Origin of the sequence: Chryseotalea sanaruensis, from assembly GCF_003990915.1 — a bacterium.
Lineage (GTDB): Bacteria > Bacteroidota > Bacteroidia > Cytophagales > Cyclobacteriaceae > Chryseotalea > Chryseotalea sanaruensis.
The window spans coordinates 24919-51858 of record NZ_BHXQ01000006.1 but is presented as its reverse complement, the minus strand read 5'-3'; the positions used below and the strand labels follow the sequence as shown (position 1 = coordinate 51858).

16 protein-coding genes and 1 pseudogene are annotated in these 26940 nt (G+C 38.7%); 8 read left to right on the top strand and 9 right to left on the bottom strand.

The window, feature by feature from the left end; translation table 11 throughout:
• The first annotated feature begins 10 nt into the window (after positions 1 to 10).
• A complete protein-coding gene (locus SanaruYs_RS15865; protein WP_127123578.1) occupies positions 11 to 2185 on the top strand; it encodes a sensor histidine kinase in 2175 nt (724 codons plus the stop codon).
• Positions 2186 to 2282: 97 nt separating this feature from the next.
• On the opposite strand, the gene SanaruYs_RS15860 is transcribed toward SanaruYs_RS15865, so the two are convergent.
• Positions 2283 to 2681: a hypothetical protein gene (locus SanaruYs_RS15860; RefSeq protein ID WP_127123577.1), complete on the bottom strand. Its 399-nt coding sequence runs from the start codon at positions 2679 to 2681 to the stop codon at positions 2283 to 2285.
• A gap of 327 nt (positions 2682 to 3008) precedes the next feature.
• Here SanaruYs_RS15860 and SanaruYs_RS15855 point away from each other — a divergent pair, with 327 nt between their 5' ends.
• On the top strand, positions 3009 to 3872 hold the full coding sequence (locus tag SanaruYs_RS15855; protein WP_127123576.1) for a sigma-70 family RNA polymerase sigma factor: 864 nt from the start codon (positions 3009 to 3011) through the stop codon (positions 3870 to 3872).
• Between the two features lie 407 nt (positions 3873 to 4279).
• Positions 4280 to 4471 carry a cold-shock protein gene (locus SanaruYs_RS15850; RefSeq protein WP_127123575.1) on the top strand — a complete coding sequence of 64 codons (192 nt, stop codon included), beginning with the start codon at positions 4280 to 4282 and terminating at the stop codon, positions 4469 to 4471.
• A gap of 468 nt (positions 4472 to 4939) precedes the next feature.
• On the opposite strand, the gene rseP is transcribed toward SanaruYs_RS15850, so the two are convergent.
• The 5 genes from rseP to SanaruYs_RS15825 form a co-directional block, all read right to left on the bottom strand.
• Positions 4940 to 6259 (bottom strand): RIP metalloprotease RseP, encoded by a 1320-nt coding sequence (gene rseP, locus SanaruYs_RS15845; protein ID WP_127123574.1) that lies wholly within the window; start codon positions 6257 to 6259, stop codon positions 4940 to 4942.
• A 14-nt stretch (positions 6260 to 6273) separates the two neighbouring features.
• Positions 6274 to 7443 (bottom strand): 1-deoxy-D-xylulose-5-phosphate reductoisomerase, encoded by a 1170-nt coding sequence (locus SanaruYs_RS15840; protein WP_127123573.1) that lies wholly within the window; start codon positions 7441 to 7443, stop codon positions 6274 to 6276.
• Positions 7444 to 7623: 180 nt separating this feature from the next.
• Entirely contained in the window at positions 7624 to 7752 is a 129-nt protein-coding gene (locus SanaruYs_RS20425; protein ID WP_262708689.1) for a hypothetical protein, read from the bottom strand.
• A 263-nt stretch (positions 7753 to 8015) separates the two neighbouring features.
• Positions 8016 to 9014 carry a glycosyltransferase family 2 protein gene (locus tag SanaruYs_RS15830; protein WP_127123572.1) on the bottom strand — a complete coding sequence of 333 codons (999 nt, stop codon included), beginning with the start codon at positions 9012 to 9014 and terminating at the stop codon, positions 8016 to 8018.
• A gap of 30 nt (positions 9015 to 9044) precedes the next feature.
• A complete protein-coding gene (locus SanaruYs_RS15825) occupies positions 9045 to 10541 on the bottom strand; it encodes a GH3 auxin-responsive promoter family protein (RefSeq protein ID WP_127123571.1) in 1497 nt (498 codons plus the stop codon).
• Positions 10542 to 10652: 111 nt separating this feature from the next.
• On the opposite strand from SanaruYs_RS15825, the gene SanaruYs_RS15820 reads away from it, so the two are divergent.
• Positions 10653 to 12107 (top strand): S1C family serine protease, encoded by a 1455-nt coding sequence (locus SanaruYs_RS15820; protein ID WP_127123570.1) that lies wholly within the window; start codon positions 10653 to 10655, stop codon positions 12105 to 12107.
• A 213-nt stretch (positions 12108 to 12320) separates the two neighbouring features.
• Here the strand turns inward: SanaruYs_RS15820 and dnaA are convergent, their stop codons facing one another.
• Entirely contained in the window at positions 12321 to 13736 is a 1416-nt protein-coding gene (gene dnaA, locus SanaruYs_RS15815; RefSeq protein WP_174842780.1) for a chromosomal replication initiator protein DnaA, read from the bottom strand.
• Positions 13737 to 13932: 196 nt separating this feature from the next.
• Here dnaA and SanaruYs_RS20540 point away from each other — a divergent pair.
• From SanaruYs_RS20540 to aceK, 4 genes and pseudogenes are all read left to right on the top strand, one after another.
• A pseudogene (locus SanaruYs_RS20540) lies at positions 13933 to 14976 on the top strand (methylmalonyl-CoA mutase family protein); the annotation flags it as partial.
• Positions 14977 to 15024: 48 nt separating this feature from the next.
• The gene (scpA, locus tag SanaruYs_RS15810; protein WP_441548005.1) at positions 15025 to 17115 is read left to right on the top strand and encodes a methylmalonyl-CoA mutase; all 2091 of its coding nucleotides are present in this window, start codon (positions 15025 to 15027) and stop codon (positions 17113 to 17115) included.
• Between the two features lie 308 nt (positions 17116 to 17423).
• Positions 17424 to 18875 (top strand): NADP-dependent isocitrate dehydrogenase, encoded by a 1452-nt coding sequence (locus SanaruYs_RS15805; RefSeq protein WP_127123568.1) that lies wholly within the window; start codon positions 17424 to 17426, stop codon positions 18873 to 18875.
• An 11-nt stretch (positions 18876 to 18886) separates the two neighbouring features.
• Entirely contained in the window at positions 18887 to 20548 is a 1662-nt protein-coding gene (aceK, locus tag SanaruYs_RS15800) for a bifunctional isocitrate dehydrogenase kinase/phosphatase (protein WP_127123567.1), read from the top strand.
• 754 nt (positions 20549 to 21302) lie between these two features.
• Here the strand turns inward: aceK and SanaruYs_RS15795 are convergent.
• Together SanaruYs_RS15795 and SanaruYs_RS15790 are read right to left on the bottom strand one after the other, a co-directional pair.
• Positions 21303 to 23645 (bottom strand): ABC transporter permease, encoded by a 2343-nt coding sequence (locus tag SanaruYs_RS15795; RefSeq protein ID WP_127123566.1) that lies wholly within the window; start codon positions 23643 to 23645, stop codon positions 21303 to 21305.
• A 351-nt stretch (positions 23646 to 23996) separates the two neighbouring features.
• The gene (locus tag SanaruYs_RS15790; RefSeq protein WP_127123565.1) at positions 23997 to 26909 is read right to left on the bottom strand and encodes a G8 domain-containing protein; all 2913 of its coding nucleotides are present in this window, start codon (positions 26907 to 26909) and stop codon (positions 23997 to 23999) included.
• Positions 26910 to 26940: the final 31 nt, after the last annotated feature.

Genomic DNA, 26940 nt, shown 5'->3' with positions numbered 1-26940 from the left:
TCGCGTGTAGATGGCTCGTTGCGTATATCTTTTATTATTTTTTTTTCTTCCAATTTGTGCCTATGCGCAAGAATTAATACCATATCAGGAAGATGATGGTGTGATTGTTATTGGTAACAAAGCTAATTACGTAGAAGATCAAAGTAAAAACCTGACCATAAAAGATTTCGAAAAAGGTAATCTCAACGATCGCTTTATAACATTCTCAGAAACAGCACCCAATTTTGGAAATACAACAGCGGCAATTTGGAGTGTCTTTACAATTGATAATAAGACTAATCAAATCTTATACCTTGAGTTTAGAAAAACACTGGCAGACAAAGTAGATTTTATTTACCGCGACTCTCTAGGGCAACTGCACACATTAAAAACCGGAAATTTCTTTGACAGAGACACACGCGATGTTGAAGATAACTTTTTCATTTTTAGATTACCGCCAAGCCGCAAACCTGTAACTTACTACTTACGTGTTGAAAGCACCAGCAACATTTCTTTTCCACTTAGCTTGGCAACAGGACGAGAAATGTTTACTAAGCACCGCGATGAAGAACTTGGGTATGGCCTTTTCTTAGGTATTATTTTAACACTCGTTATTTATAATCTGTTTATCCTTTTTACTGTAAGAGAAAAAATTTATGCCTACTATGTCGCATACCTTCTAGTTAGCATAATTGGATACGATGTTACGGCTATGGGTTTCGGTTCTGAATACCTATGGGGAAATCTAGGAATAGGGATTTACATTAATACTATCAATCATGTGCTCATAAGCAGTGTCATGATTTTTGTGTTGTTCTTCATTTCATCTTTTCTGGATCTTCCAAAAAAATTACCTGCTCTGTATAAAAGCAATCTCATAGTTATCACAATAGGATTCATCCTGATTGCATTACAAGTTCTGCTAAACAACATCATTACAACCTCTTTAATCAAACTTTTTAGTGTTGTCATTTCTCTATACGGATTAGGAGGAATTGCTTACGCGTATGCCAAAGGACTAAAACCAGCAAGGCTTTTATTAATCGGCTGGACTTTTTACATTATAAGTCTCATTACATACCTATGTTATATTGTTGGCCTGCTTCCTTATGTGCATTATACGACCGGAGCACCAATGTATGGCATCGCGCTTGAGGCGCTCCTATTCTCATTTGCATTAGCTGATCGGATAAGAGAGCTAAGGCAAGAAAAAATGAAGGCACAACTCGAGAATTTACAACTTATTAAACATCATAACGAGGTACTTGAGAAAACTGTGTACGAAAGAACACTTGAGATAACTGCACAGAATGAAGAGATACAGGCGCAAAACGAGGAGCTTGTAACCTTACAAGATCAATTGTCATTACAAAATGAAAGTCTTGAAAATCAAAATCTTGAATTGCAAGGAGCATGGGAGACAATAGATCAGCAAAATGATGTGTTGCGCCAACACACTGAAAACCTGGAAGTAGAGGTAAAGAAAAAGGCCAGCGATTTATTTGTTTCTAATCAAGAACTCGTTAATCACAATAATCAGTTACAACAATTTTCATTTATAACTGCTCATAACCTCCGCTCACCTGTTGCGCGCATATTAGGCCTCATTAACTTATTGCATGTGCCTTCTGTTGATGATCAGGAAAGACAGCACATCTTAAATCAAATTCAAAAAACAGGTTACGATTTAGATCAGGTCATCAAAGACCTTTCAGTAATACTGGATATTAAAAAAGGGCTTACCGAAAACTATGAAGCAGTCCCTATTAAAAGTACCCTGTTTAAAGTAACATCACTATTACAAACTGAGTTAGAGCGGAATAATGTTCAGTTAAGTATCGAGGTTGATACGTTTGATACCATAATAGGCATACCAGCTTATCTAGAAAGCGTTTTCTTTAATCTGTTGAGCAATGCCATAAAGTATCGTTCCCCCGAACGTCTGCCACATATTCAGGTTCAAGCAAAAAAGGATAATGATCTTATGACAATAGCCGTAAAAGATAACGGAATAGGTATTGACTTAGCCAGCTTTGCCCACAAGTTGTTTGGTATGTATCAGCGTTTCCATTTTCACACAGAAGGTAAAGGGTTAGGACTACACCTAGTTAAAACACAAGTAGAATCCATGGGGGGTAAAATAAGCGTTGAAAGCCATTTGAATGTAGGCACAACCTTTATAATAGAACTTGCTGCAAGAAGATAGCACACTATCTTTCTGAAACCACCTTTAAGGGCATACAGTATACACCATCAGGTGAAAGCTACCTACGGTTGAGTAAAAAGTAAAAAGTTGGATATGATTAGAGAACGCTTACTTCTGTGTTGGCCACAACAGGGGGAGCAATAGGCTCAACCTTTTTAACGCTTAACACAAATTGCTTATCAAGGATAAACTCGTAAACTTCTTGAGCTAACAATTCAGTAGCCTTTGGTGACTGCTGTAAAACGCTTAAAAGACCTTGTGCAACTTCAGAATTTTTGATGTTGTTACTGGCTTTGCTTTTATGTGCATGTAATGTAAAAGAATAACCTCCTTTTTCTTTGGGATTAACACCCTTAAATTCATGACCAGAGAGAGAATATTGTTGAGCAGCTTCCGCTGAAGTAGAAACCATTAATTTTAAAATAGCCGGACGGTATTTACTCCAAACATGTGAATAAGCGTTTGTAATGATCGAATTGTAATAAGAAGCTGCCATGTTAGTGGATAATTGGTTGAAAAAAGAAACAATTCAGCTAAGAATTACTGATAAAATAGCTGATGTTGTGAAATCTTCTGCAAGATACAGATAATCCTTGGTTAGTCGCCTATATTGCGATATTATAGGTCAAATATTCGATACTTTCCCCTTAGAGTCGGAAAATTCGTATAAAAATGCTATCTTGCGCACTTTCCAATCATGCTAGCAGCAGATAGCATTTTCCAGGGTATTTCTTGCTGCATTACTGGTTAACACGCCTTTTCTACATTTAAGTTGATTACATGAGATACATCCTGTAATAACGCCACTAATTTCTACGTATCGATGAGACAGTTAAAAATCAGCAAACAGATCACCAATCGCGAAAGCCAATCTTTAGACAAGTATTTACAGGAAATCGGCAAGGTAGACTTAATTACCTCTGACGTTGAAGTTGAGCTGGCAAAGCGAATAAGACAGGGAGATCCGATTGCTTTGGAAAAACTGACTAAAGCTAACTTGCGTTTTGTGGTGTCTGTAGCCAAGCAATATCAAAACAACGGTTTAACACTAGGTGATTTGATTAATGAAGGTAACCTTGGTTTGATTAAAGCTGCAAAACGCTTTGATGAAACCAGAGGATTTAAGTTTATCTCCTATGCCGTATGGTGGATTCGTCAATCTATTATGCAGGCACTAGCTGAACAATCGCGTATTGTGCGTTTGCCATTAAATCGCGTTGGTTCACTTAATAAGATATCAAGAACATTTTCTGAACTGGAGCAACAATTTCAGCGTGAACCTTCAGCTGATGAATTGGCCGAAGTAATGGGCATAAGCCTGGAAGAAATCAGCAGCACTATGCGTGTTGGTGGAAGACACGTATCTATTAACGCACCATTCGCTCAAGGCGAAGATGGAAGCTTATTAGATGTGTTACAAGACGATTCTGAAGTTACGCCTGATTCAGGTTTAATGAATACTTCCTTACAAATGGAGGTTTCACGCGCCTTGGCTACACTTACGCAACGCGAATCAGAGGTTATCTCTTACTATTTCGGCTTAAATGGCTCGCATGCACTTACGCTGGAAGAGATAGGCGATAAATTTAATTTGACACGTGAACGCGTTAGACAAATTAAAGAGAAAGCTACTCGCAGGTTAAGAACAACCTCACGCAGTAAGACTTTAAGATCATACTTAGGATAATCTAATCTTAGATATAATTATAAATGAGTGATTGGGTAAACCAGTCACTCATTTTTTTTACAAGACACTCTGCTTTAAAAAATAAGTTAAACAAATTCAAAACCTAAATAACGAATCACCGCACTAACATATCAGCACATAATCTCAAATACAGCCTAAAAGATTAATGTGTCAATTCACTCTCTATTAGCGCAATAAAAGGTCTGTTGAAAGTAATAGTAGGTTACTGAATTAATTCGTTGTACCTTTGATAAGTAATATCATTTAAGGCTCTTCCAAGAGTTCCTTTTTAGTTCAGAATAGTTCTCCTCTTCTTCCTTTATCAGGAATTAAATCAGAATCTTCCCTGCCATTACAGAGGTGAATGCTTTTACGCAAATAAATTTTTAATTATTACAATTTTTACAATGCAAGGAACAGTAAAGTTTTTTAATGACGCCAAAGGTTTCGGTTTCATTAAGCCATCAGATTCAAGTGAAGACATTTTTGTACACACTTCAGGTCTTATTGATGAAATTCGCGAGAATGATTTAGTAGACTACGATCTTGAAAGAGGCAGAAAAGGCATGAATGCCGTTAACGTGAAAGTATTGAACTAATCATACAATTACATTGATAAAAGGGTGTCTCACAAGGATACCCTTTTTTGTTGACACCTGTTTAATGCTAGCAAAACCACATGATTATCCTTCTTACATTGATTTTAGTAAAATACCTCAGCAGAAAAAGGAAAGCTATTCTTGTCACTCCTTAATAGCATCATTTTCAATTAACCTTCTCAGCGATTAACGTTAGATCTTTAATCTATAACACGTAAAATCTCCAAACGCTCAAACATAAAAAGTACACTCAAAGCTTATGATGATTTGTGCATAGAGCCAAAGACAAGATAGAAAGTAATCAGGGTTCATGTATCAAACTTACTCCACTCCTACCTTGTACAATCAACTTGAGCCTATCTAAATGATAAGCGCCTGACTTTACACCAACCCGTATCAGGCATAATTAGCAATTACAAAATCAAGTAAGCTAGTACCGATCCACTTCATTAATTACTGTATCGATTCTTATTGAAACAACTTGATAATATCGTTCGCGAAGATGAAAACCATCAAGCCTAGCAAAAAGATCATACCAGCTTTCTGTGCCACCTCTAAAAACTTATCAGAAGGTTTACGCCCGGATACCATTTCGTATGTCAAGAATACAACATGACCACCGTCAAGCGCTGGAATAGGTAGCAAATTCATGAAGGCGAGTACCATTGATAGTAAACCAGTCATTCGCCAGAACCTTTCCCAATCCCAATCGCCACCATAAGCCTGCGCAATGCCTATAGGCCCCGACATTGATTTGCGGAAAGATAATTCGCCACTAAATAATTTTCTAAAAGCTTTTAGCTGTGTAAATACTATTCCGAAAGCACGCTCTGTGCCTATAGCAATTGACTCACCAAATTCATACTTGGTAGAGCCTTCTTCAAATTCGAAACCTTTTGAATAAAAACCAATGCCTTTATTGGCACCTACGTATTCATTAAACGAAAGTAATTCTGCACCACGTTTTACTGTAAAGCTCAGCGTATCTTGCTTAAGGGCTTTGTTTTTGTCAATATCATCATAATAAGTAACGGGCTCACCGTTAAGACTAACAAAACGATCTCCTACTTGAAGATTAAGACGTTCTGCAAGGGTATTCTTCTCAATTTTACCAATAACTGGTGGATAACGAGGTAATGCAAAACTCAGTATTTTACCCTTTTCATTAAAGTTCTCGATGAAGTTACTAGGTATGGGAATATCAAGTATCTCGCCATTGCGGTCGATGGTATAGTAGGCATTGTTAGTTAGAAGCGTATTTGGATTGGCTATGTCTTCAAACTTTTCAAATTCTTTTCCATTAATCTTAATGAATTTGTCCCCCGTTTTAAGACCAATCTCTTGTCCTAACTCCCTTGCTTCAATACCACCATTTGCATTGACAGCTGCATTAGGAATAAAGCTGTCGCCAACAATCCAGGTAAGCAAAATAAAAATGACAATCCCCATCACCACATTTACAATAATGCCGCCAAGCATTACGATAAGACGTTGCCAGGCTGGCTTACTGCGAAACTCCCAAGGCTCTGGATCCTTTTTCATTTTCTCCAGATCGAGCGATTCATCGATCATACCGGAAATTTTTACATAGCCACCAAGCGGGATTGCACTCAGCGCATATTCAGTACCACCTTTAGTAAAAGACCATATTTTTGGAGGAAAGCCTATAGAGAATTGCTCTACACGCATTCCAAAATATTTGGCGGCCAGCAAGTGACCCATTTCATGTACTGCTACTAATATTGAAAGGCTCAAAAGAATCTGAGCCGTCATGATCAACCCTTCCATTATTTCTTAGTCTGTTAGTTCTTCTTATTTATAATCTCTAATGCCAATCTTCTTGTTTCCTTATCTGTTTCAATATAATCTTCCAGATTTGGTTTGGCCACAAATTGGACTTTAGCCATGCAACGCTCCACTACATCCGACATCTCAAGAAAACCCACATTGTCCCTTAAAAATTCCGCAACGGCAATTTCGTTAGCGGCATTAAGTACGCAAGGCATGTTTCCTCCTCTTTGCAAGGCACCAAAAGCCAGTGCAAGATTACGAAAAGTTTCCATATCAGGCTTTTCAAAGGTCAGCGATGGATATTTCGCGAAATCAAACCTCGGAAAATCACTTTTAAAGCGATCCGGATAGGTCATGGCAAACTGTATTGGCAAACGCATATCTGGCAAGCCAAGTTGCGCTTTTATAGAACTGTCTTCGAATTGTACTAATGAATGAACAATAGATTGCGGATGTACAACAACCTCCACTTGATCAGCACTAAGGTTAAACAACCACTTGGCTTCAATTACCTCCAAACCTTTATTCATCAAAGAGGCGGAGTCAATGGTAACTTTCGCTCCCATAGTCCAGTTAGGATGTTTCAATGCCTGCGCTTTTGTTACTGACAAAAGTTCATCGCGTTTCTTTCCGCGGAAAGGTCCACCGGAAGCAGTAAGGATAATTTTTTCAATTTTATTATGAAACTCCCCAACGATGCACTGAAATATAGCCGAGTGTTCCGAGTCAACAGGATAAATATTTACCCCCCGTTCACGGGCTAGCTGCGTTATCAGCTCGCCTGCTACCACCAACGTCTCCTTATTGGCCAGTGCAATGGTCTTACCTGCTTCAATAGCTTTAATAGTAGGCAGTAGACCAGCATAACCTACCAATGCTGTCAGCACAAGGTCGATGGTATCCATTTGCACAACTGATGCTAATGCGTTTTCACCTGCATAGACTTTTATATCATGGGGGAGCAAAGCCTCTTTGACTTGCGCATAGTGCTTATCGTTGACGATTACTACAGCGTTAGGTTTAAATCTGATGGCTTGCTCTATTAACAATGAAGCATTGTTTTGTGCGGTGAGTACCTCAACCTGAAAATATTCGGAATGTTGTGCAACCACCTCCAGCGCCTGCGTTCCTATAGAACCGGTGGAGCCGAGTATGGCAATATGTTTTTTAGTGTCGGCCATGAAAGTGAAATAATGTACTAGATAAGAAAAACAACGCGGAAGGAAAAATGATCGCGGAAGGGGAATTATTGTTGTGAAAGGAATAAAAGAGAGAGCACAGGTAATATTTTTATTCAACTAAGATTGCTGTAAAAAAACAAAGGCCGACTAATGCCGGCCTTTGTTTTATGGAGAAGAGAATTACTTCTTCTTCTTAGCTGCTTTCTTAGCTGTCTTTTTCTTAGCAGCTTTCTTTGCAACCTTCTTTACTGTTTTCTTAGCTGCCTTCTTTACAGTTTTCTTTGCAGCTTTCTTCGCTTTCTTTGCCATAGCGTTTAAAAATTTTGGTTAAACATTTATTTAATATAATACAAAGAAGAAACTTTTTTTTTAATCATCAAAATTTTTCTTGATTTTCTGGAATATTAGTTTTTATGTTGTCCACACTTAAAGACTTACTTGAACACATTTAATACCTTCAAGTATTCGAATTTGTCTTTTGAAATGAATGATTGAAGTACAAACTATCATGTACTAAAAACGCATTACACGATTTACAAAAACATACTTGTAGCACCTGCTAATGCTCAATTTTATTTGAATAACGCGCGATAATGCACTTTTTTGATTGATCGACTAAAATAAAAAAGCATGATGCGCATACTAATCAATAAAAAACTAAGCACTGTTTTAAGGTGATAAGGTTTAATTATAATCGCTTTAGTAATTGAATTTAGTGCCAGAAGATTTTGCCCCCAATACAGATAAAAAAAAGATCGATGACGATGTAAAAGTGTGCTGTCTTTCGCATAATCATCCTCAATTTTCTTCATAAAGTCATCGGCAGACACAAAATCTCCGAGTTCTAGCCAATCTTTTTGCTCGCTTTTTCTAATTGTATAAAGATGGCTGATCAGTTTATATATATTCAGCGATCTACAGGTAACCTTTGCCCTTGTTATTGATGTCGGCACGATGCGATAAAAGTAAAGCAGCTCATTTAAATTAGTTACTGAATACAAATTCAATATGCGGCAGGCTAAGTCAGCATCATCCATGCTATTTTCAAAATAAAACCTGTACAGTTCAGGAAAATTCTGAAGCAAGGAAGACCTCATTACCATTGTGCCGCCCATAAATGCTGATTGTATAAGCGAACGTTCTCTTATCTGCTCAATATCTATTGGTACATGAACTGTTCTTACGTAATACCCTTGCTCGTCCATAGCAGCATAAGAAGTCCCACACATCATTAATGAAGCATCACTTTTGAGTTTGGCGATTTGCTTTTCTAGTCTGGCCGGATGCGAAACATCATCTGCATCTGTAATCGTAAAAAAGGGGCTTAACACTCCCCTCACCTTTGAATTTATAGTGTGTAATTTTCCGCGGTTAACGGCATTACTGAAAATGTGTATCCTCGGATCCTTCCTGGCCAGTGTTGCAACAATAGAAAGTGTCTCGTCTGTTGATGCATCATCTATAAACCATAATTCAAAATCGGTAAAAGATTGGTTAAGCAGACTGTTTATGGCCTCCTCTACATAAGGTGAAGCATTGTAGGCAGGCATTAAAATGGTAAGCTCAGCCATTTAAGGGAGTGAAAATGATTTGTCTCCGTATCAAGATATGAATTTAACAAGCTCATCCGCAATTTTACGATCATTGGAGAGTCGTGGCACTTTATTTTGTCCACCTAGTTTTCCTTGCGACTTCATGTAGTCTATAAAACTATTTTTCCTGAGGGCACTAATCTTTAATGTTCTTAAAATATTACCGCCAATCAGGTCATCATAGTAAACATTGAGCTTACGAAGATTAGTATCCAACTCAAGTCTAAAAGCCTCCAGATCCTTAGGACTATTAGAAAACTCAATAAACCATTCATGGTGTGGCAAACCAGCAGGCGGTGTAACCTGAGGCGCAACCGTAAACTCCACTAGTTCTGTTTCAGGAAACTTCTCGATAGTAAATTTCATGGCCTTCTCTACCTCTTCACCAATAACATGTTCACCAAAAGCTGAAATAAAGTGTTTAATACGACCAGTAACTACCAGACGATAAGGATCTTTGGAAACAAATTTCACTGTATCGCCAATCGAATAACCCCATAAACCAGCATTACTATTTATAATAAGCGCATAATTTTTACCCAACTCAACCTCTTCAATGGAAAGGCGTGTAGGGTTCTCGTTAAAATATTCTTCGGTTGGAATAAATTCATAGAACATCCCATTATTCAATAATAACAATAAGCCTTCTGCGTATTGTGAATCCTGATAAGCAATAAAGCCCTCAGAGGCAGGATAGGTTTCGATGGAGTCTATTTTTTTGCCAATGGAATCGAAAAGTTTTGCGCGATAGGGTTCAAAATTCACACCACCATAGACGAAGACTGAAAAATTTGGGAAGACATCTTTTATTTTCTTACCGGTTCTTGTCTGTATGCGATCGAAATACATTTGTGCCCAAGGTGGTATGCCTGATATCAGGGTCATATTTGCCTGTAGCGTTTCATCAATAATGCGTTCCAGCTTTTCTTCCCAGTCTTCAATGCAATTTGTTTCGTAACTCGGTTTCTGGTTGGTGCGCAAATAACCAGGCACTAAATGGTTGGATATGCCTGATAAGCGTCCGGTTTTTACACCAGCTGTTTCGTCTAATTCAGGACTACCAGAAAGAAAAATCAGGTTGCCATCCAAAAAATCCGACTTACCTGTTTCATGCACATAGGCTAGCGTTGAATTTCGTGCACTATTAAAATGGCTGTATTTAGATTCGTTTGAAATGGGAATATACTTAGTACCAGAAGTGGTACCGGATGTTTTCGCAAAGTAAGCAGGCACACCTTTCCACAAAATATCAGGTTTGCCCTCCAGCATTTTTTCTACGTAAGGTTTCAAGGCTTCATAATCGCGAACGGGCACGTGCTTTTTAAAATCAACATAAGATTTTATGTCCTTAAAACCATGGTCCTTTCCAAACAGGGTGTTACTGCCTTCACGTATAAGCATATCCAACATTTTCTGCTGGTAGAAACCCGGTTGGGAAGACCACTTTTTTGTTTGACTGGCGATGTATGCCGCTAATGGCTTTGCTAAAACTGAACGAATACCCATACCGCAAGTTAGTTTGAAAAAATTAAGTTTAGAAAACACAGTATTTTGAGATTTCTACAACTTTTTTAGGTTTGCGAACATCTTTTACCTTGGTTTCGTTATAAGCTACGTATGAAAACTATTTTGAAGACAGTATTAATTGCTTTCGTGGCCGGATTGGCTGGCGCATTTACCTTTTATAAATATAAGATTGAACCAGCTTTAGAAAATAATATACAAGCTACGCACCAACTAACAAGTGATCGGTCTATCGTAAACGACAACAACGATGATCTGGGGGAAACGCTTTCATTGGCCGATAATTTTAACACCAACATCAGCCTGCCGCCTGTAGATTTTAGTGAGGCAGCAACCAAAGCCATTCCTAGTGTAGTGTACATCAATAGTATTTCTAAGGGTGTTGCTACCTCGTGGGATTGGTTTTTTGGTGGTACTTCTTCTCAAACACAGGTGAGCAGTGGTTCAGGAGTAATTTTTACTACTGATGGCTACATTGTTACCAATAACCACGTAGTTGCATCCGCAGAACGCATTGAGATTATATACAATAAGAGAAATTATGCAGCCGAACTGGTGGGCACCGATCCTTCTACTGATTTAGCAGTGCTTAAAATAGAGGAGAATAATTTGCCTGCCATTAAGCTTGGAAACGCTAAAAATGTTCAGGTGGGTGAGTGGGTAATTGCTGTTGGAAATCCATTTTCACTTTCTTCAACTGTAACAGCCGGAATTGTTAGCGCTAAAGGCAGACGCATAGGTATTCTGGAAGATAAATTTCCGATTGAATCTTTCATTCAAACAGATGCAGCTATTAATCCTGGAAACTCTGGTGGTGCACTTGTAAACAAAAGTGGCGAACTTGTGGGGATTAATACCGCAATTTTATCTCGCACCGGTTCTTATACCGGATACGCTTTTGCTGTTCCGGTTGATATAGCTAAAAAAGTTGTTGATGACTTAATCAAGTTTGGCATTGTGCAAAAAGCACTCATGGGTGGAAATGTTATTGAATACGATTATGCCACAGCCAAAAAGTATGACCTTAAAACAGATTTAAAACAATTTAACGGTGTGGTACTGGAAAAAATGGAGCGCGAAGGCCCAGCAGCTAATGCTGGACTAAAACCAGGTGATATCATTACTAAGGTGAATGGGGCAGACATTAACAGCAAGAGTGCTTTTGAAGAAACCCTTGCCTATATGTATCCGGGTGATAAAATTTCAGTGACTTATCTGCGTGGTAACAAATCTGAAACCGCCAACATAACATTGGTTAATAAAAATGGTGGTACCGAAACCATCAAAAGAAAAATATACAGTTCTTCAACATTGGGTGCCAACCTGGAAGCAGGTGATTACGGGGTAAAGATTTTTAAACTCAAGCCGGGTGGTATGTTGGATCAAATCGGATTATCCGAAAATTTCACTATTTATTCTATCAATCGCCAACGCGTTGAAAACCCTGAGGAGGTGATAGAATTTTTTGAGAAATTTAAAGGAGACGGTTATTTGTACGGAATCAATAGTAACAAACAGCAATTGCAATTGCGATTTAGGTTGCGTTAGTTTTGCTCGATGTTGAGAAATAAAAACAGCCTGCTTAAGTTAAGCAGGCTGTTTTTATTAATTTGAAATTTGAAATTACGAATTCAATGTCGTTTAGTTAAGACTTTTTATTGGCCTCCAGTCCTCTCCAAAGGAGAGGATGACTAAGGAAGCTTAACTAAACGAAATTGAATTACGAAAAACGAACAACCAACAACCAACAACCATCAACTACTACACCCGCATCTTCAAACGCTTACCTAACTCTTCAACTGTGTTTTTAAAGTTAGGATCGGTCTTCATCATGTCTTCTACTGATTCCAAGGCATGAATAACCGTGCTATGGTCGCGGCCGCCAAAGTTACTTCCGATGAGTGAAAGTGTAAGTTGTGTGTAGCGCTTACAGAAATACATCGCCACCTGACGAGGAATTACAATCTCACGTTTCTTCACCTTACCCTTCATCGCTTCTAAGTCAACTTTGAAATGATCGGCAACAGTTTTCTGGATAAAGTCAACGCTAACATCGCTCTGAATTTCTTTGATGATGTTTTTCAGTACTTCTTTAGCCAGATCAAGGTCAATATCTTTCTTTAATAAAGTAGCATGGAAGATTAACGAATTGAGCACACCTTCCATATCGCGAAGGTTGGTATCAACACTGTAAGCTAAGTATTCAGCTACCTCAGTCGGCATATCAATACCATCTGCCTGCATCTTGCGATGCACAATAGCTAACTTAGTTTCAAAATCAGGTTCTTGTAAATCTGCCGTTAGTCCCCATTTAAATCTTGACAGCAATCTTTCCTGAAATCCCTTCAAGTCGCGTGGCGGGCAATCACTCGTCATGATAATTTGCTTGCCAGTTTGATGCAACTGATTGAAAATATGGAAAAACATTTCCTGCGTTTTCTCGCGACCAGCTAAAAACTGCACGTCATCCAGAATCAAAACATCTACTTGTAAATAAAAATTTTGAAACTCCTGCATTTTGTGGTTTTGCAGGGCATTCAAAAACTGACTTGTAAAATCATTTTGATCTACATAGAGAACCACCTTGTTAGGCAGGTTATTTTTTATTTCGTTGCCTATAGATTGCACAAGGTGAGTTTTTCCCACGCCTACACCACCGTAAAGCATTAATGGATTAAAAGAAGTTACACCAGGTTTTTTGGCTACTGCCAAACCTGCAGAACGCGCCAAACGGTTACAGTCTCCCTCTACAAAGTTATCGAAGCTGTAATTTGGATTAAGACGCGAATTTATGGTTTGCGGATTGAGTGCTTTAAAAGTGAATGGCGAATAATCGTCTGCTCCGATGCCATTTAAAGCAGATTTACGGTTAGCCGATCCATTGGGATAATTAACCGCAACCGCAGGGTTTTGCTGGTTGCCGCTATCAACAATAACAGAATACTCTAGCCGGCCTGTAGGACCTAATACAGTATGCACAGCTTTCTTTAGTACTGGTACGTAGTGTTCTTCCAGCCACTCGTAAAAAAATTGTGAAGGAACCTGAATCGTTAGTACGTCCGCATCTACTCTAACCGGTTTTATGGGTTTAAACCATGTTCCGAAGTTTTCATCCCCTACATCCGGACGAATAATATCGAGACAATCATTCCATACCGTTGCGGAGTCTACTTCTATCATGCTCGTTTAAATAAAGGTTTGTACTTAGAAAATTCCTTTGGGGAAAGGGGAACAAAGATGAAGAAAACACTTATGAAAAATCAAGTGTTCGGACGCTTGATTTTTTAGAATTTTTTTTGCTTATGTAAATACATTGTCGTTTACACTTCGGAATGCAAAAATCTTCACTAAAATTGCCTGTAAATTATGTTTTATGGCCGAAAAAAGGGCAATCGATCAGATATCATCTTCATTTTCTCAAGTTACAGCAAAGGATTGGACGCAAATCGCGCAAAAAGAAATTGAAAATAAAAATCCTTGGGAGGCTTTGGCATGGTCTGATCAGGAAAACCTGATTTTCAAACCTTATTACGATGCAGAAATAAAAAATCAGTTTGTTTTTGCTTTACCTACGGCCAAAAACGCATTCTACGGGGCGCGAGCTTGGTATAATATGCCTCTTGTAAGGGTTGATAGTGCAAAAAATGCCAATGAAAGTGCAATGTTGCACCTGAGTAATGGTGCTGATGGTATTTTATTCGATCTACAGGGAAAAGAAACAGCATTAAAAACTTTACTTAAGGATATTCAATGGGTGTATTGTTCGCTATCCTTTAAAAATGTTGGTAAAAATTTCTCAAAAACACTGATTGATTATATTGAAACAGAAAAACTTGAAAAATCCAGTTTACAGGGTTGCTTATTTTCGAATGAAGTAAGTGCCGAGTTAATAAATTTCTTTGAAGGTACACCGTTTATACCCTTAGGCATCTGGATAGAGAATCAGCAAAAAAATATAGCAGAAATCAGTGAGGCAATTTCAAAGCTTCATAGCCGAATTGGATTAATCAATAATATTAAAACAGTAACGGTTGCTTTTTCCATTAATGCTGATACTAATTTTTTTCACACCATTGCCAAGTGTAAAGCGTTGCGATCGCTCAGCGATATTTATGCGCAAACACAAAATATTTCATTTTCAACCATACATATCCATAGCAGATCAGAAGTTTGGACAAAAGAATCTTTCCAACCCAATGGAAATATGTTAAAAAGCACCACTGCCGCATTAGCGTCCGTAGTGGGTGGTTGCGACAGCCTGACTGTTTATGCAGAAGATGAAAGCAGTAGCATGATGCAAAGGGTGGCGCGAAACATATCCAGCATTTTAAGGGAAGAATCGCATGTTAATAAAGTAGCAGATGCAACAGTAGGATCATACTTTGTCGATAACCTTGTTCAGCAATTTGTAAGTGAAACAATTGCCAAACTAAATGCTGGTGGGCTGAAATTTCAAATTTCAAATTTGAAATTTCAAATTCCAAACTTCGAACACCAAGAATGGAATAGTCCTGAGACGATTGCTGTTAAGCCCTTCTACACAAAAGAGGATATTGCCACTTTACCTCACTTACAATTCACGGCTGGTATTCCACCTTTTTTGCGCGGGCCGTATGCCAGTATGTACACACAAAAAGCCTGGACCATCAGACAATATGCAGGTTTTTCTACTGCTAAAGATTCAAATGCATTTTACAGAAGAAATTTAGCGGCAGGACAAAGAGGCTTATCAGTCGCTTTTGATTTGGCAACGCACAGAGGTTACGACAGCGATCATCCTCGTGTAACCGGTGATGTGGGTAAGGCAGGTGTGGCCATCGACTCTGTTCTGGATATGAAAATTTTATTCGATCAGATTCCATTAGATAAAATGTCCGTATCCATGACGATGAATGGTGCAGTGCTACCGATTATGGCCTTTTATATTGTGGCAGCCGAAGAACAAGGTGTAAAACCCGAACAGCTTACAGGCACCATACAAAATGATATTCTCAAAGAGTTTATGGTGCGCAATACCTACATCTATCCGCCAGCGTCATCCATGCGTATAGTCGCTGATATTTTTGAATATACTTCGCGTAACATGCCGAAGTTCAATTCGATTAGTATTAGTGGCTACCATATGCATGAGGCCGGAGCGCCTGCGCATATTGAATTAGCTTACACCTTGGCTGATGGTTTGGAATATATTCGCGCGGGTATCAAAGCCGGTATAGCCATTGATGATTTTGCACCACGTTTATCCTTTTTCTGGGGCATAGGCATGAATTTTTTCATGGAGATTGCCAAGATGCGAGCAGGTCGATTGTTATGGGCTAAAATTGTGCAGCAATTTAATCCTAAGAAAGATAAGAGTATGGCCTTGCGCACACACTGCCAGACTTCCGGCTGGAGTTTAACAGAGCAAGACCCTTACAACAATGTAACACGTACCACCATTGAAGCATTGGCAGCTGTGCTTGGACATACTCAGTCACTGCACACCAATTCCTTAGATGAAGCCATTGCTTTACCTACCGATTTCTCAGCGCGTATTGCGCGTAACACACAGCTCTACCTTGAAAAAGAAACCAACGTTACTAAAGTTGTAGACCCGTTGGGTGGCTCTTATTACGTTGAAAGCTTAACAGCTGAATTGGTAGACAAGGCCTGGGCGCTGATTGAAGAAGTGGAAGCATTGGGCGGCATGACTAAAGCCATTGAAAGCGGTATACCAAAGATGCGCATTGAACAAGCTGCCGCAGCTAAGCAGGCACGTATTGATTCTGGCAGAGATGTTATTGTTGGTGTTAACCGTTTTCAAACAGATGAAAAACCTGACTTCGATATTTTAGAAGTTGATAACACTGCTGTTCGTAAAGAACAAGTAGATCGATTAATTCAATTGAAAGGTGAGCGTGATAACGAGGCTGTACAATTGGCATTACAAGCGATTAGTGATGCCGCTGCCAAGGGAACTGGTAATTTACTGGAGCTTGCAGTTGATGCCGCACGTAAGCGTGCCACCTTGGGTGAAATATCAGATGCGATGGAGAAAGCCTTTGGACGATACAAGGCCAGCATCAAATCAATATCAGGTGTATATTCGGGAGAAATGAAAAACAATAAGGCTTTTGATGAAGTGCGTCAACTCAGCGATGCTTTTGCTAAAATGGAAGGAAGAAGACCACGCATTTTAGTAGCCAAGATGGGACAAGATGGTCACGATCGGGGTGCTAAAGTAATTGCTACCAGTTTTGCTGATTTAGGTTTTGATGTAGACATCGGACCGTTGTTTCAAACACCGGAAGAAGTAGCCATGCAGGCAGCAGAAAATGATGTACACATTGTAGGTGCTTCGAGTCTGGCTGGTGGGCATAAGACTTTAATTCCTGAGCTAGTGCAAGCCTTGAAAAAAATTGGTCGTGAAGATATCATGGTCGTAGCCGGTGGTGTTATACCAGCACAGGATTACGACTACTTATTTGAAAGAGGCATTGCTTTCGTGTTTGGACCAGGTACCGTCATCACGGATTCCGCTAAAGGAATTTTGGAGCGACTGATGCGTAATCAATAACATTAGATTGCATCACTGTCCGAATAAAAATGAAGGACATATGGTAAACACTTGATACTACTATCCTGCTGGAATAGCTAGGAGTAATCCTGCCTACGTGTTGCCGTTTTGTAAAGTCAGAGACTGTCAGAAAAGTACCAAGAATATCAAGTGGTTATGGTTCTGTTATTTTTTGGATGTACGATACTCGTAATTAATTAATTATTTTTATGTAAATAATTAAAAATATTAATAATATTTTATGATACAAAATTCTAAACTTTGAACGGTTTAAGTTCTGACTATATAATTTACTTACAATCTAACATATGATACAAAATAAAGTACCTATTACTGTAGCCTACGGAGATGGCATAGGCCCGGAAATCATGCAAGCTACCTTAGACATCATTCAGGCAGCTGGCGCTAACATTGAAATTGATACAATTGAGATAGGAGAAAAAGTATATAACAGAGGTCATTCTTCAGGGATTGAGCCGCATGCCTGGGATTCGTTACGTAGGACTAAAGTATTTCTTAAAGCGCCCATCACTACTCCACAGGGAGGTGGATTTAAGAGCTTGAACGTTACGGTAAGAAAAGTGATTGGTTTATATGCCAACATAAGGCCATGTAGTTCTTTACATCCTTTTGTGGAAACCAAGCATCCAAAGATGGATATCATCATCGTAAGAGAAAATGAGGAGGATCTTTATGCTGGCATTGAACACCAACAAACTGACGAAGTTACCCAGTGTCTTAAAATTATAACCAAGCCGGGAACTGAGAAAATTATCCGTTATGCCTTCGAGTACGCACGTCAATATGGACGCAAAAAAGTTACTTGCTTCACCAAGGACAACATCATGAAAATTACTGATGGATTGTTCCACAAAATGTTTGAGGCAATAGGCCAGGAATATCCGGATTTAGAGAAAGAGCATTGGATAGTTGATATTGGTGCCGCCAAATTAGCGGATACACCAGAAGCGTTTGATGTTATAGTTATGCCTAACTTATATGGTGACATTTTATCTGATGTGGCCGCACAGATAACTGGTTCCGTGGGCTTAGCAGGCTCCGCAAATATTGGAGATGGCTTTGCAATGTTTGAAGCCATCCATGGTTCGGCTCCTAGACGTGCTGGCCAAAATTTAGCAAACCCTTCAGGACTTGTATTGGGTGCGGTACAAATGCTTATTCATATAAATCAGGCTGATGTAGCCCAAAAAGTACACAACGCCTGGCTTCGCACGCTAGAGGACGGTATACATACTTATGATATTTTCAAGGAGGGTAACAGTAAGCAAAAGGTAGGTACAAAAGAATTTGCTCAGGCAATTATTCAGCGCTTAGGTCAGCAACCACAAACACTTAAAGCGGTAGATTATTCAAAGGCAGTAGGAAAAACTATTCATGTAAAGGCAAGTCCAACTGTACCGGCTAAAAAGGAGTTAGTGGGTGTAGATATATTTTTACATGAAAAAGACCGCGATCCCAATAAGTTAGGTAATGCATTGAAAGATATTAAGGCTGGAAAGATGCACCTATCAATGATTACCAATCGAGGGGTAAAGGTTTACCCCGGTGGAATGCCTGAAACGTTCTGTACAGATCACTGGCGCTGCAGGTTTAAAAATGAAGAACTTAAGCCTTCAACCAGTCATGATGTGATGAGTCTTTATCAACAAATAACAGATGCTGGCTTTGAAATAATTAAGACAGAAAATCTTTACACGTTTGATGGTGAAGTAGCCTTTTCTGCAGGCCAGGGTCAATAAATTTATTGCAGATGACTAATCCGGAAGTTGCAGATGCCTTAATTAATGGTTTCAACAACTTCCGGATTCAATTCAATACTTTCTCCCATTCTGCAAATATTCGTTTTGAAAAAATGCAGTGGCATGAACAGCGCAGGGCTATACAACAGCGCATGGAATTGCACGAGTTTGCAATTGATAGTTTAGCCAAAATGCTGCAAACGCAGATCGATTTTGGAAAAATTGATTGGGATGCAGTTTCAAGGATTTTTGTTACCTCCTATTTGGATGACTCCTGGTTGCCCATGGCGATCAGTTTTCACAATGCTATTATCCGTCAGGCATTTGCTTATAAAGGCTTACAGCATATTATCTCAATTCCCAGTTTCTCTGAATTTAAACAACCGGTATCTATTTATCAGGTAACTAATAACCTGTACGATACGCTGGCAAAGGCTCTTAAAAATTTTGAATTAAAGGTTGGATTTATACATTTTGAGAGAGAGACTCAACTACTCGTAAAGAAAATTGAGACAGATGTTTCAGAAAAGGTCTTAGGATTGGTATTCCACAAGAATCTTTTTTTCAGGAATAAACAAGCTTATGCCGTTGGTAAGATTCAAGGTGCTACTCGCGCTTTCCCAATAACCATTGCCATGCAAGTTTCGGAAGCGGGAGCTTCTATTAAAGGCTTGTTGTTAGACGAAGAGTCGATAAAAAATATATTCTCATTCAGTCGTTCTTATTTTTTGGTTAATAGTGAATCGCCTTGTGGTACTGTTAACTTCCTTCTTTCTGTAATGCCCTCTAAGCCCAGGGCTCAACTGTTAATTAACCTTGGTTATCAGGATTTAGGAAAGGAATTGCTGCTTCAGAATATGTACAGAAAAATGCAATCCTCAGATGCTAAATTTACCCATGCACCTGGTATTGCAGGTATGGTTATGTTTGTCTTCTATCATCCGGCTAGCAATTATGTCTTTAAAGTAGTACGCGGAAACATCAAGCCACCAAAAAACACAACGGAAAAAGAAGTTTTTCAAAAGTATCGATTTGTGGCGGAGCATGACAGAGTTGGGAGGCTGGCAGATGTTCAAAATTTTAAAAATCTTGCGCTACCTGAAAAATGGTTTGATACTCAACTAAAGAATGAACTATTAGCAGGGGCTCCAGCAAGTGTGGGGCTAGAATCTGGTTACCTGATATTTAGAACTGTTTTTATTGAACGTAAATTAGAGCCCTTAAATTTATACCTACAGCATCACTCCGATCAAGAAAATAAAGAGGTCATTTTAGACTATGGTAAGGCAATTAAGGAAATGGCTTATACCAATATTTTTCCGGGCGATTTACTGATCAAAAATTTCGGTGTGACTACTAATAAAAAAATTGTTTTCTACGACTATGATGAAGTTGTTCCGCTCAGTGATTGCACATTCAGAGTACTCCGTAAACCTAGATATGACGAGGAAGAGTATTTTGCTGAATACCAGGATGTAGTATTAGAGAATGATATTTTTCCTGAAGAGTTACTTAAATTCTTATTGCCCGAAGGCCCCCTACGCGATACTTTTCTGGAAAACTATCCTGAACTCTTTTCTGTAGACTTTTGGAATGAATGGAAAGAATTTCATCTTAAGGGAGCATTCATTGACCTTCATCCCTACAATGCTAACATCACCCCTGATGATTGATGTTTACTCCTCGATAGATTTTAGCATCTTCATGTAAGCTTGATTCTAATCATTGTCTCCGCAGGGATGATGATTTATTAATGCCTTGTCTACTTCGTGACGCGTGGGCAGAGGTTGTAAGTATTTTTTCATTAAAGAAGTCATCAACAGAATCAGGTTGTTTCAATCGCCCAGCACAGAACCCATTCTGCAAATTCGCAATGACACGATCAAGTTAAAAATAAAAGAGCACGTCTTTGCGAGGTTCTGCTGCAGGCTTGTGGGGAGGAAGCCGAAGCAATCTGGTTAGTTGCGGAGATGAATTGCATTGTGATAGATTGCTTCTTTCCAATCATCGTCTCCGAAGGGACGATGATTTTTCTTTTCATTTGTTTGATGATTGAATTGTACTTCTTTAGCTAAAATCCGTCTGACCGCTTTTTGCATCCTCCTTCAGCGGTCTGACGGATGATTCGTTTTATAAAATCCTACTCTTATTGAAATCAGTGTAACCTAAACGGATTAGCAGATTAGATTATCAATAAGTTCTCTTCCGAAAATTTAATGCATCTATCTTGAATTTATAATTTAGATTTTTGTTTTGGTATACTATCCGCTTATCAATATGATAGTTGGGGTCACAGACCCTTTGATAGGGCTTCCGAATTTCAAATTCGGAAGAGTTTATTATTCTACGAGCCTATCAACAAATCGGCTAATGAGCACACGATCACATCAACACATTATCACAGCATCCTATCATCACATCAAATTCTTATTCGTTTCTCAAACTGACAACCGGATTTGTATTGGCTGACCTAAGGATAACAATGCCCACTGTCAGCATGGCGGTAAGTAACGCAAAACTAAAACTTACAATAAAAGAATAAAAAGAAATATCAGTTCGGTACGCAAACACTTGCAGCCACTCCTGCATTGTCAAATACACTACTACACTAGACAATAAAAATGCAATCAATAAAATTTTAGCATACTCTGCTGATAATATACTTGTAATTGAAAAAGTAGAAGCACCTAGCACTTTTCGTACTGCTATTTCTTTGGCACGCTGCTCAGTCATAAACCGAACTATACCCAATAGGCCAAGGCAAGATATAAAGAGCGCAAAACCGCCCAAATAAGAGAACACAATATTAGTTCGCTGCTCTGTTTTATATAAATTGGCCACGTCCTCGTCAATAAAGTGATAATCAAAGGGGCGATCTGGTGCATATTTTTTAAAGATTGACTCAATAGCTGCCACCGTTGCCTGGCTACCCTCTGTGACCTTCACTGAAACATTGTTAATGGCAGAGGGATACGTGTACATAATCAAGGGCTCAATCGATTTATGCACTGACTTAAAATGAAAATCTTTGAGAATACCAATAAGACGATATTTACGGTCATGGACTACAATTTCTTGCTCCTCTGCTTCTATAATATTCATAATGGCTGCTGCACGTTCATTCAACATAATAGAAGCAGTATCATTTTGTGCGGGTAAGGTAAACGCTCGACCTGATTTTACGGATAAACCATAGACATCGATAAATTCGTGGTCAACAATCAACTTATGGAAAAAGGTATGGTCTGTTTCGGGTTTACCGCTCCATTCCACATCGCTGGTGTTTTCGTCTGTAAATACAATAGGATGATTATGTCCAGTTACTGCTGTTACCTGACTTAGTGCTTTTAATTCGCTACGCAACGATTCGAACTGAGGTAAAAATTTTCTTAAAGCCGTGAAGGATATGACCTGCTCTTTATTGTAGCCCAAAGCTTTATTACTGATAAAGTTAAGTTGGTCTTGTATGATTAAGGTTGCACTTACCAAACCAATGGCCAAACTGAATTGTGTTACAACTAGCATACGTCTTATCGAAAGTGCTCCGTCAGCGGTTGATTGACCCTTAAGTGATGCTACTGCTTGTTGCTTTGTTAACAGCAAGGCCGGGTAAATTCCTGAAAGTAAGGTTGTAACACTCAATATACTGATCAGGTACAAACAATTTTCCAAAGAGAAAGTAAGAAGCAGTTTTAAACCTGTTAAGGCATTAAAGTGTGGAAGCACGAGCCAAACTATTATAAGCGCCATGAACAGCGCAATCAGTGCATATAAAAAAGTTTCTACTATGCTATAAAGAATAATTTGTGAAGTGCTTGAACCTAATACCTTTCTTACCGCCACAGCATGATTTCGCTTAAATAACTTTGCTGTTGTAAGATTGGCATAGGTAAGGCAGGCTATAAGTAAAACCAATGCACCAACCCATGAAAAAATACTAACATAAGTAGCATTTCCTCGGCCAGGCACATCATTACTTAAATCTGTAGAATACAAATGGATTGCTTGAAGTGGTTGCAATGTTAATAGTGAATTACCATCTTCCTGATTTTCGAGAAGTGCTTTTGAAATTGATTTTTCGAAGATAGCAGGATCGTAGTCTGCATTTAATTTAACATAGGTATGTAAACTGGAAAAGTACCAATTGTCAGTAGTGATCAATCCATTACCGGACATAAATTGTAATGGAATTAAAAAATCAAAATCATAAAAATGGTTATTCTCTGCTGGGTTATCCATCACAGCAACAACGAGAAGATTAATAGGACCTATAACAAAAGTTTTACCCAGCGGATCTTCATTGCCAAAAAAAACTTCCGCAAGTCTTTTAGTAATTATTATTTGATTTGGTTCATGTCCAAAGGTTGATGCGTTTCCTTTTATTAATGGAAAAGTAAATATGTCAAGAAAGGATGAGTCAACTGCAATACCTTTTTTGTACAAACAGTTTATGTCAGTTCTAATACAGAACTCAACCAATGTGGTTCGTGTAGTTTTTTGAACGGCTGCTTGTGTTGATTGTAGATACTCGGCTAAAGGACCGGGAGTTAGTGCAACCTGTGAAGTGATGCTGTCACCATCAAATTTTTTTTGAGTCACTCTATAAATGGATTCAACTTCATTATGGAAATCGTCATAACTTCGTTCATAGCTTATCCAAATAAAGATTACTATAAAAAAAGCAAAGCCTACAGAGAGACCTGTGATATTAATAAAAGCATCTAAGGAGCGCAGATTGCGCCAAATGGTGCGAAGGTAATGGCGAAACATAGTTCGGTTTAGGTTATGGTAAGGTAGTAACAGTTTACAGTATTTTCTATCTCGGAAAGCCTTCCTTTAATAAAATTATATGCCTTATTTTTAAGGCATACAATGATCTGTTAACGGAGGGATCACCATTCAACAACGAGTTTTTTAATCCAATTTCGTTTAGTTAAGCCATTTTTAGTGGCCCTGCCTTTGCCTAAATGGCTACGTGCAGACAGGCTCACTTCCAATCTTCTTTTCTGTTAAGGATGAGTATTAAAGTTTATCTAAACGAAATGGTTTTTTATTTATTAGTAAAGAATTAGCCCATTTAAGGCAATAAATTTTAGCCCGTTAGAAGCTTTCTCTACAGGTTTAAAATATTCTTAATACAACCGTTTCATATATCAATTCATCACTGCTGGGTAAATCTTCCTGCGGATTATTGGTCCAAAACTCCCAACGGCCACCTCTTATTTTTACCCACACCCTGTTATTAACATTATCCTGCCAAAAGGTTTCACCATCAGAATCAATTATCTCTTGTAGTGAGTTTAGTTCTGCATAATTAAACCAGGTATCGGAGTCAACCCATAGCCTAACAGAAGCATTGATATTGCCATCAAATTGTATTCCTATTACTTGTGTGTCGCTTGCTTCCAACATATTTTCTACATTCACTTGAAAGTTTGTTGGATGCGTTGTTTCCCAAGGGAAAGTCAGTTCATAAATGCCCTCAGGTGTTGTTGCAAAATGACGCATGTGATCAAGTAACCAACCGGATTGAGCGGGGTTAACTGTCCATGTTGCTATGGTTTGTAAATCATTGTTTAATCGGTTGACCTCAATTCCCATCAGGTCATTGTAAGACTGATTTTGTGGAGGAGTGTCACCCACACCATGCAGCACAAATCCTTCAAAACCATAAAAGGGGCCCGGCACACTAACCCCACCTGATATGTCACCGGGTGGTACTACGCTCACTGTTTTTCCATAAGTAAAAAAGGGTTCATCGTATACAAAATAATTTCCGGCTGGGCCCCATACACCTTGCGCATCTAATAGAGCCGAAGCCAGTGCATAGTGCTGAAATACAGGTCGTAACTTTACTCCTGGATGTGAGTTTTGAATAAGATTGTTCGTATTTCTTATCATTCCTTTGTCAACTGGCCTTGTATAATAATCTTCTGTTGAGAAAACACCACTGCGTCCATTAGCTGTAGCCGGAAAATTGATTACAATATTATCACGTATATCAAACGTACTGTGGTATGTAGCAAATGCAACAGGATCAGGATTTGAAAAACCAACAAAGGGATCAGCGACATCGCTTCTACCAGTACCATTCATTTCGTGGTTAAGGCTGGTGCCAATAATGAGTGATCGTTCGATAATACCATCATCACCTGAACCTGCAAAAAATCTTCCATGATTATCGGCCGACACAACAGATTGGTTAGTTGGGCGTCTGGCACTGTCCCATACGCCCGGCCCCATATTTTTCCAAACTTTAAAGCGCGTTAAATGAAATCTACGCAAGCTTGGCTCTGGCCAAGGTGTTGCTCTACCTCCTTCATTTGAGGCATATTGAAACCCGATTGTATTGCCTTCATTATCATTTTCAACATCATCGATATGAATACCGTTTATTCCATTTGAATGCGATGTATTATTATCAAACACACCAAATTCCATACGACTCGGATTCATTAGTAAGCCATCTTCGGCCACTACACCTGTACTTTCACCAAAAGGTCGTGTTGGGAAGGCTAGCCAAAAGCCAAATGATCCACAATCAGCAGCAATGTTGTTAATGATTGTATTATCTGGATTACTTATCCAAAATCCTGAAGAGCCTTTCTCATTTACTTCATGCATTTTTAATCGACTCGCATAAGGTGGATTTCTTACACGTAACACAAGATTGCCATCAATTATATTTCTGCGTTCTACTGCATCTTCAGTAAAAATTCCATGACCCTGAATATCATATACAATATTATTTTGCACAAGCACCCCATTAGTACCATGAATTACAATGCCCCTGTTTCTTGAAGTATGGATAACTGAATTTTTAAAATACTGGCCACTGGCATCAGCAATAGCCTGAGTACCATTGTAGCTTAGCATGTGCCAATGAAAAGGATAACGTCTTAATCTTCCTCTTTGTCCACCTCGTTTAATTTCAACACCATCGACATGTGCTACCGAAGATCCCATCACCATGATATGAACGCCAAAACCTTGTGTTTGCCAAACGTCATCATCGGGGGCTTGTATTACAATGTTGCGACTCAAGTTTCCAATTTCAGCTCTTTCATCAAGCACAAGTGGTGTTTGTAATGTTTCTGTATCAGGTTGTGGGGGTGTTAATAAATTGGCAGGCTGCAAACTCATACCCGGGGTAGTAGGGTATTGTAAAAGCCCCCAACGAAATGCATTGAGTGGGGTAGTTAATCCAATCTGAGTACTATTAACAGATGTAATCGTATTTTTCTGCGTAGTAGAAATACCATTGCCTGCCAGGTAATAATCAGTTGGAGCAATGACTAACTCATCTCCAACTTTCCAATCCACATTTTGTAGTAAGTTGATTGATGTTGATCCTAATGCTGCATGTTCATTGAGTTTAGTCCATATTACATCAGGAGATTTACCATGTAACTCAAGGTTTCCATCCATGAGTACAATGCCACGCGTTCCCATACCCATAATGCTGGCTTGTGTGTCAGTATCAGTTAGTGAAATAGTCGCTTTTTGTAAAAATGGATGTTGTTCAGTGCCTATGCGTAGCGTACCATGCACCATAATCCATTTAGCGCTAAGTTGTAAATCCTTTCTGGCAAATTCCAATTCCCCATTAACTGTAATGCCACCTAATGCAGGCGGATTTTCATCTAATCGAATAGTCATGCCTTCTGGAATAACGACTTCACTGCCTGTGGTTGGTTTTCCATTTGGCCATGTTGCTGGGTTAGACCATAGGTGAACAGGTGTGCCTATAACTTGTGTTATGTCAGAAAATGTAGGCGCGCAATCTTGTTGCGTTATTTGAGCTCGAAAGTAATTGCTTGTATTAAGAATGACTTGTTTAGTTGTAAAAGCATTTGCGTTTGTTAAATTTTCCCACGATTCGCCATCATTAGAAATCTGCCATTGAATGTTTCCTATTGTAGTAGCTGGCACCTCTAATCTTAGCGTATCATAAAATTGTACTTCCAGTATTTGCGCTTCACCAACAAATGATATAAATAAAAATGCAAGGATAGTAAAGAATATATTTTTCATACAAAATCTTAATTAATTGAAATGAGTAAAG

Excerpts from the sequence above, each read along its gene's own strand:
- SanaruYs_RS15805 (WP_127123568.1), top strand. The coding sequence starts at position 17,424 with ATGATACAAAATAAAGTACCTATTACTGTAGCCTACGGAGATGGCATA.
- SanaruYs_RS20425 (WP_262708689.1), bottom strand. The coding sequence starts at position 7,752 with ATGGCAAAGAAAGCGAAGAAAGCTGCAAAGAAAACTGTAAAGAAGGCA.
- SanaruYs_RS15795 (WP_127123566.1), bottom strand. The coding sequence starts at position 23,645 with ATGTTTCGCCATTACCTTCGCACCATTTGGCGCAATCTGCGCTCCTTA.
- aceK (WP_127123567.1), top strand. The coding sequence starts at position 18,887 with ATGACTAATCCGGAAGTTGCAGATGCCTTAATTAATGGTTTCAACAAC.
- SanaruYs_RS15820 (WP_127123570.1), top strand. The coding sequence starts at position 10,653 with ATGAAAACTATTTTGAAGACAGTATTAATTGCTTTCGTGGCCGGATTG.
- SanaruYs_RS15865 (WP_127123578.1), top strand. The coding sequence starts at position 11 with ATGGCTCGTTGCGTATATCTTTTATTATTTTTTTTTCTTCCAATTTGT.
- rseP (WP_127123574.1), bottom strand. The coding sequence starts at position 6,259 with ATGGAAGGGTTGATCATGACGGCTCAGATTCTTTTGAGCCTTTCAATA.
- SanaruYs_RS15860 (WP_127123577.1), bottom strand. The coding sequence starts at position 2,681 with ATGGCAGCTTCTTATTACAATTCGATCATTACAAACGCTTATTCACAT.
- SanaruYs_RS15840 (WP_127123573.1), bottom strand. The coding sequence starts at position 7,443 with ATGGCCGACACTAAAAAACATATTGCCATACTCGGCTCCACCGGTTCT.
- SanaruYs_RS15825 (WP_127123571.1), bottom strand. The coding sequence starts at position 10,541 with ATGGGTATTCGTTCAGTTTTAGCAAAGCCATTAGCGGCATACATCGCC.
- SanaruYs_RS15790 (WP_127123565.1), bottom strand. The coding sequence starts at position 26,909 with ATGAAAAATATATTCTTTACTATCCTTGCATTTTTATTTATATCATTT.
- SanaruYs_RS15855 (WP_127123576.1), top strand. The coding sequence starts at position 3,009 with ATGAGACAGTTAAAAATCAGCAAACAGATCACCAATCGCGAAAGCCAA.
- SanaruYs_RS15830 (WP_127123572.1), bottom strand. The coding sequence starts at position 9,014 with ATGGCTGAGCTTACCATTTTAATGCCTGCCTACAATGCTTCACCTTAT.
- SanaruYs_RS15850 (WP_127123575.1), top strand. The coding sequence starts at position 4,280 with ATGCAAGGAACAGTAAAGTTTTTTAATGACGCCAAAGGTTTCGGTTTC.